The organism is Halopseudomonas sp., from assembly GCF_041579695.1.
Taxonomy (GTDB): Bacteria; Pseudomonadota; Gammaproteobacteria; order Pseudomonadales; family Pseudomonadaceae; genus Halopseudomonas.
Genome location: NZ_JBFGFI010000014.1, coordinates 43,981 through 51,237 on the forward strand (window position 1 = coordinate 43,981; position 7,257 = coordinate 51,237).

The 7,257-nt window shown below is 51.9% G+C and carries 7 protein-coding genes; 6 read left to right on the top strand and 1 reads right to left on the bottom strand.

The window, feature by feature from the left end:
- Positions 1–139: 139 nt before the first annotated feature.
- A complete protein-coding gene (locus tag ABYA88_RS05215) occupies positions 140–1,303 on the bottom strand; it encodes a competence protein CoiA family protein (RefSeq protein WP_373185909.1) in 1,164 nt (387 codons plus the stop codon).
- Positions 1,304–1,431: 128 nt separating this feature from the next.
- Here ABYA88_RS05215 and ABYA88_RS05220 point away from each other — a divergent pair, with 128 nt between their 5' ends.
- From ABYA88_RS05220 to msrB, 6 genes are all read left to right on the top strand, one after another.
- The gene (locus tag ABYA88_RS05220; RefSeq protein ID WP_373185910.1) at positions 1,432–2,373 is read left to right on the top strand and encodes a hypothetical protein; all 942 of its coding nucleotides are present in this window, start codon (positions 1,432–1,434) and stop codon (positions 2,371–2,373) included.
- A gap of 205 nt (positions 2,374–2,578) precedes the next feature.
- The gene (gene yecR / locus ABYA88_RS05225) at positions 2,579–3,043 is read left to right on the top strand and encodes a YecR family lipoprotein (RefSeq protein ID WP_373185911.1); all 465 of its coding nucleotides are present in this window, start codon (positions 2,579–2,581) and stop codon (positions 3,041–3,043) included.
- A gap of 399 nt (positions 3,044–3,442) precedes the next feature.
- Positions 3,443–3,724: a hypothetical protein gene (locus ABYA88_RS05230; RefSeq protein WP_373185912.1), complete on the top strand. Its 282-nt coding sequence runs from the start codon at positions 3,443–3,445 to the stop codon at positions 3,722–3,724.
- Between the two features lie 28 nt (positions 3,725–3,752).
- Complete coding sequence (locus tag ABYA88_RS05235) at positions 3,753–4,454, top strand: winged helix-turn-helix domain-containing protein (RefSeq protein ID WP_373185913.1); 702 nt, start codon at positions 3,753–3,755, stop codon at positions 4,452–4,454.
- A 3-nt stretch (positions 4,455–4,457) separates the two neighbouring features.
- Positions 4,458–5,936, top strand: a complete 1,479-nt coding sequence (locus ABYA88_RS05240) for a sensor histidine kinase (protein ID WP_373185914.1) — start codon at positions 4,458–4,460, stop codon at positions 5,934–5,936.
- 91 nt (positions 5,937–6,027) lie between these two features.
- Positions 6,028–7,203 carry a peptide-methionine (R)-S-oxide reductase MsrB gene (msrB, locus tag ABYA88_RS05245; RefSeq protein WP_373185915.1) on the top strand — a complete coding sequence of 392 codons (1,176 nt, stop codon included), beginning with the start codon at positions 6,028–6,030 and terminating at the stop codon, positions 7,201–7,203.
- Positions 7,204–7,257 lie beyond the last annotated feature (54 nt).

Sequence of the window (7,257 nt, forward strand, 5' to 3'; positions counted from 1 at the left end):
TCCATGTTCATGGTCCCAACAATTCGATGTAGGACGTTACCAATATTACACAAAGCGGGATCAGCCATCCCCAGACTACCAATCGTTTACGAAACGGTGCCGCTCTCAACGAGCCCCTCTAGTAAGGTTTAATCACTAATCAACGGCGAACTTTGTAAACGAAATCTGCCTGTCCCTGTATCTGGAGTACCTCAACACAGAGAAGTTCAACTGCACTGGCCTCGAAAAAGCCTTCCAGTGTCTCGCAGTCCAAGTCGGTACCGAAATGCCGAATTCGAAACTCACCTGTAGGCAGGCACGCTGGTGCATGGCCTGTCTGGTATTGCTTAAGAACCAACCGACCATCCAGGTAACGGCTGATTCCAAGCTGAGCGCCATTCACGAGCGGCTCGTCATGACGGAGGGTGAGCGCTTGTGCGGGAATGGAGTTGTCACTATCAGCCAAAGCCTCAAGCGCCTGCTGAAGTAGTCCTCTCGCCCAAGAGGGGAACATCCAGTTCCTGTACTTGGCTACATAGTGGCCGCTGTATTGCCGAGCAAGCCGCTTGAGCAGGTCAACGATCAATGGACTGTATGCGACAGACCTCAACACTACAGACCCATGCTCAAGGACCCGAAGATCCACCCACAAACCCTGAATTGTGAATCTCACTCGCTCGGGAAATTTTGGGATCCGATCATACTCCACGATGGTTTCCGTAAACGACAGCGGGGATTCACAAACCAGGTCAATTGCTGGAGCTAGTGGGTAAAGCCACCGCTTCAAGTCAGTGTCATGCAGAATCGCATTTTTGAGCCCTAGCATCCCCTCTGATGAAGGTTGAACGCACAAGCCACTCAGATCGATCTCGATTGCACGAATGCCAGCACGCTCGATCCGCACCTGCTTTTCATCCAGAACGAAAGAGGTACATGCGAACTCGATTAGCAATGGGCCATCTGACAGCTCTGCGATCAGGTCAAGTCTGAAATCACCCATCCAGACCTCCTCTTTGACCGACTCAAAATCCCACCAAGAGCTTTGATCTTCAGAGTCAGGAACATGTCCTGGCTGCGGGGGCAACTGCAACCCCAAACTTTCTTTTACAACCTGCTTGGCGTATCGATGCAAGAAACTCTCGGGCGTCACCTCACAGGGAATTTTCTGCGAAGCATGTGAGAAATGGTGGATCCGTTGCTGGCCTTTACGCGCAATCACGGTTTCGTCGCATTCAATACATCGGCATTTGCAACCCAAACCGCGCACTACTTCGATTATCGAAACTACTCGTCCATTGGCATCTACTGCAACTGTCATAGTCATTAGGCTTTCCTCTGGAGTTAAGAAGGCCTCAAGATTGATAATATGCGGAGAAGAAAACCTCCAATAACCGCCGAAATCCGGTAATTCAGGTTAAAAAGTCTATATTTATCATTAGCATAGGGAATTGCATGATCGAAGCACTCCAGCGCCTCAAATCTCATCTCATAGAAAATCCAGCAAGAGGACGCGCTTACGAAATCCTGCTGTTTATGGTGAATTCATCCCTGGAACGGCCTGATTCAGACGAAAAGTTAACCTTCGAGGCCGACGCGCTGCTCAAAAGCTGCGGCACGTTCGCCGAAAGGGACAAAGGGGCCAAAGACTGGATTCCCAACATCAAAGTCCTAAACAGAGCATTGAGACTCGCTCAACCGGCAGATGAACCTCGTCTTCGTATGGGTTACATGCCTGGTGGTGGAAGAGGTGTTGTCAGTCTCTACTGGCTCGAACTGTTACCCGCGAACATCTCAGCACAAGAAGAATCGGCTCCCTCATCGACCGTGGTCTACCGCCGCTCCGAAAATGGATCAATAAAGCCGTCATTCGCCGCCCGGTTGTTTCTGCGCGACGGAATGATGCCCAACCTTAGCGTTAGAGGAATCACCTTTCTCAGTACCATCCTGCTCGGTAGCGTAATTTCGGTGGCCATGCTTGGGGTCATGCTGCTCAGTCTCAGCCTAAGCGAAGGACCTATCACCATGGCGAGCCTCATCACCCTCGCCGTCACACTGATGGGCTTTGTGTTCATTTGGAAACAGGTTTACGCCCCTTGGTTTCAGGTCATAGACGACTGCATCGTCAAAGCACCGCTTTGGGTCACAGCGTTGAGAGAGGATGGATGCGAGCTGGAGATGTTCAGACAAGAAAAGTATCGATGGACAAGGCTTGTTCGGTTTTCAACTGACTGCCCTATCTGTGGAAGCAACGTCGAACTTCGACCCGGCAAACCAGACCAGAAGTATCCCCTTGTAGGCCGTTGTGTTGAAAGCCCCTATGCCCATGTCTACAGCTTCGACAGAATGACTTTGCGGGGAACATATTTGGGTCCTATTTTTTCAACGACAGGATAGGGCTTTTTACCGTCCACCCTCGTGGATCAATAAAGCGCCCAAAGATAGCTTGGTCGAGATGGCTGATGGGTGCACCCAAAAGGAATGGCCGTGACCAGGCGCGGATAAGGAACAGCTAAATCCCATCCACGGTTTCCTTCGTAGAAACTGCGAGGTAGACTTCTCCTCAGTCGCACAGGACTGCATCGTCTATTAAGGGAATATTATGAAAAAAACTCTCGTACTGATTTTGGGATTGCTCGTGGTAGCGGGCTGCGCGGTAAAGAAACCGTATTACGCTACAGGTGGAAGCCGGGCTGATGGCACGGTAGATATGGCTTACGATATCGCGTTCATGGAAAAGGCCATTGTCGACACTAATCAAGCAAAACAAATTGCGAATCAGAAATGTAAGGTCTGGGGGTATGGCGCCGCTGAACCGTTCGGAGGTCAAGTCGAGAATTGTTACGCTAGAGATGGATACGGTTCTTGTTTGCGCGGCCAGATGGTGACCAAGTATCAATGTCTGGGCAATCTTGATGCTAACAAGTCCAACCAGTTCATTTCGCCCCTTGCGCCTGCACCCATGTCCAAAGACCAGTACAAGCAAATGCAAGTGGAAGAACTTTCTAAAAGAAATCTTCCCTACGCTGAGTACACGAAACAATACAACGCGATAATGGCTCAGTGATTTAACTGGCAGCCTCTCTAATAGCCGGACAAGCTTGATTCAGCGCTGTCACAATTCTGATGGCGCCGAGTCATTACTCGCATCTATGACATCCACCGGCGTTAAAGGTCTACTTTCGTTACCTGCCATTCGGTACTGGCTGCTATCGGCCAGGAGCGGACAGTCAATGTGTCTATGAAACCAGATGTGATTCACAGGGTTTGCTTGATATCAACTCACACGCGAGCATCGGTGTAACTCAGCTCTGCATCGTGATAAGGGGCAGCCATCGTCCGTGACACATTCGTGAAGTTTTCGAGATACATTCTTTATTAACCGGTGATTGTCTCGTAAGGATGGACGCAGAAGATGATACCGAGCCTGTCATATCGGCAAGCGTTCATCCTTGGAGTAATTACTATGAACAACATGACAAGAATCGCGGCAATGTGCCTGTTAGGACTGATGGCAAGCGTTAGTCAGGCAGCTGACATGGCATCCGATGACGGTATGATGAAGGACGACATGAAGAAGTCGATGGATCATCAAAAGATGATGAATGATGACATGCCGGACGCCACAGAGCCTGATATGGAACATAAAGGCATGGTTATGGAAGACACGATGAAAGACAGCATGGATAAAAAGATGGACGACGATATGGATCACGAGGACATGCAGAAATCGGACTCCATGAATTAATGGAGCGCTTGTCTGGTACCTTTAGTCTATGACACGAAACGTATTGATCGTTGAAGACAATCTAGAGATTGGTGAGCTCGTCTGCATTCATGTGGCCGAGCTTGGCCTGAATCCGATTCTGTGTGATCGGGGTAATACAGGGCTAGACCGTTTTCGTGCTGGAGGCATCGATCTGGTGGTGCTTGATCTGATGTTGCCCGGGTTGGATGGTCTGTCGGTATGCCGTGAAATTCGCTCTGGGCCGGGTTATGTTCCGGTATTGATTTTGACAGCTAAAAGTACCGAACTGGATCGGGTGCTGGGTTTGGAAATGGGTGCCGACGACTACCTGACTAAGCCTTTCAGTGTCGCCGAATTGTCTGCACGTGTTAAGGCTTTGCTCCGGCGGGTGGATGCTATGGCGTCGGCGCCGATGCTAGAAGCCTGCGATGAAGAGCTGGTCGCGGGCGGTCTGCGTATCGACCCAATGCGCCGTCGGGTGTTAGTTGGGGACAAGGCGGTTGATCTCACCGCGCGCGAATTTGACTTACTCTGGCACTTTGCGCGGCATCCCGGGCGAGTGTTCAGTCGTGCTCAGCTGCTGGACTCGGTGTGGGGTTACAACCATGAAGGTTACGAACATACCGTTAATACGCACATAAACCGTCTGCGCGGCAAGATTGAAACAGACCCAGCTCAGCCGGCGTTTATTCAGACCGTCTGGGGGGTGGGCTATCGCTTCCTCGAATGATCCATGTTGAGAACACTCTATACCCGCCTAGCTGCCGGGCTTTTTGTGCTGCTGCTGTCCGTCGGGTTGCTCTATACTTTTATTAGTTTGTACTCGTTGCGCGAATACAGTGCCTCAGTCAATCAGACATTGCATCGCGACCTGGCAACTAATCTGGTATCAGAAAGGAATCTGGTCCGCGAGGGCAAACTCGATAGAGTTGCCGTTGAGAAGTTGTTCGCGCTCTATATGACCATCAACCCCAGCATCGAAATTTACCTCCTGGACCCGGATGGACGCATCCTCTCTTATTCGGCGGACCCGTCGAAAATCAAGCGCAATCAGGTCTCGCTCGATCCCATACGCCAACTAACGAACAACGTCGGCCTTTATCCGGTATTGGGCGACGATCCCCGCAGCCATGACCGGCGAAAAGTTTTTTCCGTCACGCCTGTGCCTACCGCAGAAGACCCTGAGGGGTACCTCTATGTGGTGTTGCGCGGAGAGGAATACGATAACGCCGAAACCATGGCTCGGGGTAGCCAGTTAGTGGCATTGAGCGCTTGGGCGTTGCTGATCAGTCTGGCGGTGGCTATGGTTACCGGACTGGTTATTTTCCGATTGCTGACGCACCGTCTAACTTCCTTGACACGCCTGGTGCAGGAGTTTGAGAGCAACAATATGAGTCTGAGTCCGCGCGTGACGTGGCGTGACAGGCGACCATTAGTACGTGACGAAATTGATTATCTAGGCGTGAGCTTCGACGACATGGCCAGTCGAATTGCGTTACAGATCGAGCAATTGACCGAAAAAGATGTCCAGCGCCGCCAGCTAGTGGCCCAGGTATCCCATGATCTGCGCACGCCGTTGGCTGCGATGCAGGGTTATATCGAAAGCTTGCGACTGCGTCGCGAGCGCCTCAGCCCATACGAGCAGGACCGTTATCTCGACATCGCCCTCAGGGAGGGCCGGCGTCTCAGCCGTTTGGTAGAAGAACTTTTTGAGCTGGCCGCACTGGAAGCTCGAGAGAAACAACCCGCGCCGGAGCCGTTTCCACTTGCCGAACTGGTGCACGATGTTGTTCAGAAGCATGGGCAGGTAGCGCGCGATACTCAGCTAGAGCTTACGCTGAGCGGCGACCCCACCATGCCGATTGCCTTCGCGGACCTGGCCATGACCGAGCGTGTACTGGATAACCTGATCGGCAACGCTATTGCTTACAGTCCGGCCGGGGGACGCATTGAGGTGGTGGTTGGTCAGGTGGACGGTCTGCCACAGGTGTGCGTACAAGACAGCGGTCCGGGCATCCCAACGCGGGATTTGGAGCATATCTTCGATCCTTTCTATCGCGGCCAAGTCTCTGACGGGGCCGGCCATGCCGGGCTTGGGCTTGCGATTGCGCGCAGAATAATGGTGCTACAGGGCGGGGATATTAGTGTTGAAAACCGCGTCTGTGGTGGTGCCGTTTTTTGCATCCGGCTACCGATGTACAACTCAGACTGAAATAACGTTTCTAAATTGTGATAATTCGAGGATTTTGCTGTGATCAATCCCACTCAAACTGGGAGCATTCAAACAGCATAAGGACACAATCATGAAACGCTATCTAGTACCGATATCCGCAGCAATCGTTATTACCCTAACTGTGTTCCAGCTTAACGCTGCCAGCGACTTGAATTCTAAAATGACTTCAAAATACGCGCCGGCTGATTCTAAGCTAGCGATTGCTACGTTTGCGGGTGGCTGCTTCTGGTGCGTTGAGGCCGCCTTTGAAAACATCCCCGGCGTGGTAGAAGCAGTGTCCGGTTACAGCGGCGGCGATGAGGTCAAGCCGGACTACCAACAGGTTTCCAGCGGGCGTACGGGCCATACAGAGGCAGTTCAAGTCTATTATGACCCAACGGTTATTACCTACGACGGCTTGCTCCAGGCGCTGTGGCGTACCGCCAACCCAACTGACGCCGACGGTCAGTATGTGGATAGGGGTGCGCAATACCGGCCAGCCATTTTTTATAACAACGACATTGAAAAACGGGCTGCGGAAACCTCTGTGGCAGCGCTGGAAGACTCTGGCCGGTATGACAAGCCAGTGGTGGTCGAGATAGTGCCCTTCGAAACCTTTTATGATGCTGAGGATTATCACCAGGATTACTACACGAAAAACCCGCTTCGCTATAAGTTCTATACCTTTAATTCGGGGCGCTATCAGTTTATCGAAGAGGTCTGGGGCGAGGATCTGGCCGTGGATTTTTCCGAGTATAGCCCGGCAAAAGGCGACGAGTCTCCCGGGCAGCAAGACATGGTAAATGGCTTTGATCCCGACACCTTCAAGAAGCCGAGTGACGAGATGCTCAGGGCCCGGTTAACGGAAGAGCAATATAGCGTTACCCAGAAGGATGGCACTGAGCCGGCCTATAAAAACGCATACGACGATGAGAGTCGAGCAGGAATTTATGTCGACATCGTGTCCGGTGAGCCGCTGTTCTCATCCCGTGACAAGTATGATTCTGGTACGGGTTGGCCGAGCTTTACCCAACCAATTCAATCTGACTGGGTGGTGGAGAACGAGGATAGAGGGCTTTTTTCGGTCCGAACTGAGATCCGTAGCCGATATGCAGACTCACACCTGGGTCACGTGTTTGACGATGGTCCAGCGCCTACCGGACTGCGCTACTGCATGAACTCGGCAGCGCTCAAGTTTATTCCTTTGGACGAGATGCGAGATCAGGGGTACGGCTGGCTGATAAGCCAGGTGGAGAAGCGGTCATAGCGGGTTTAATCCACAACCGATATCTGCCCGTTGTGACCGACTGCTCCTGGCCGA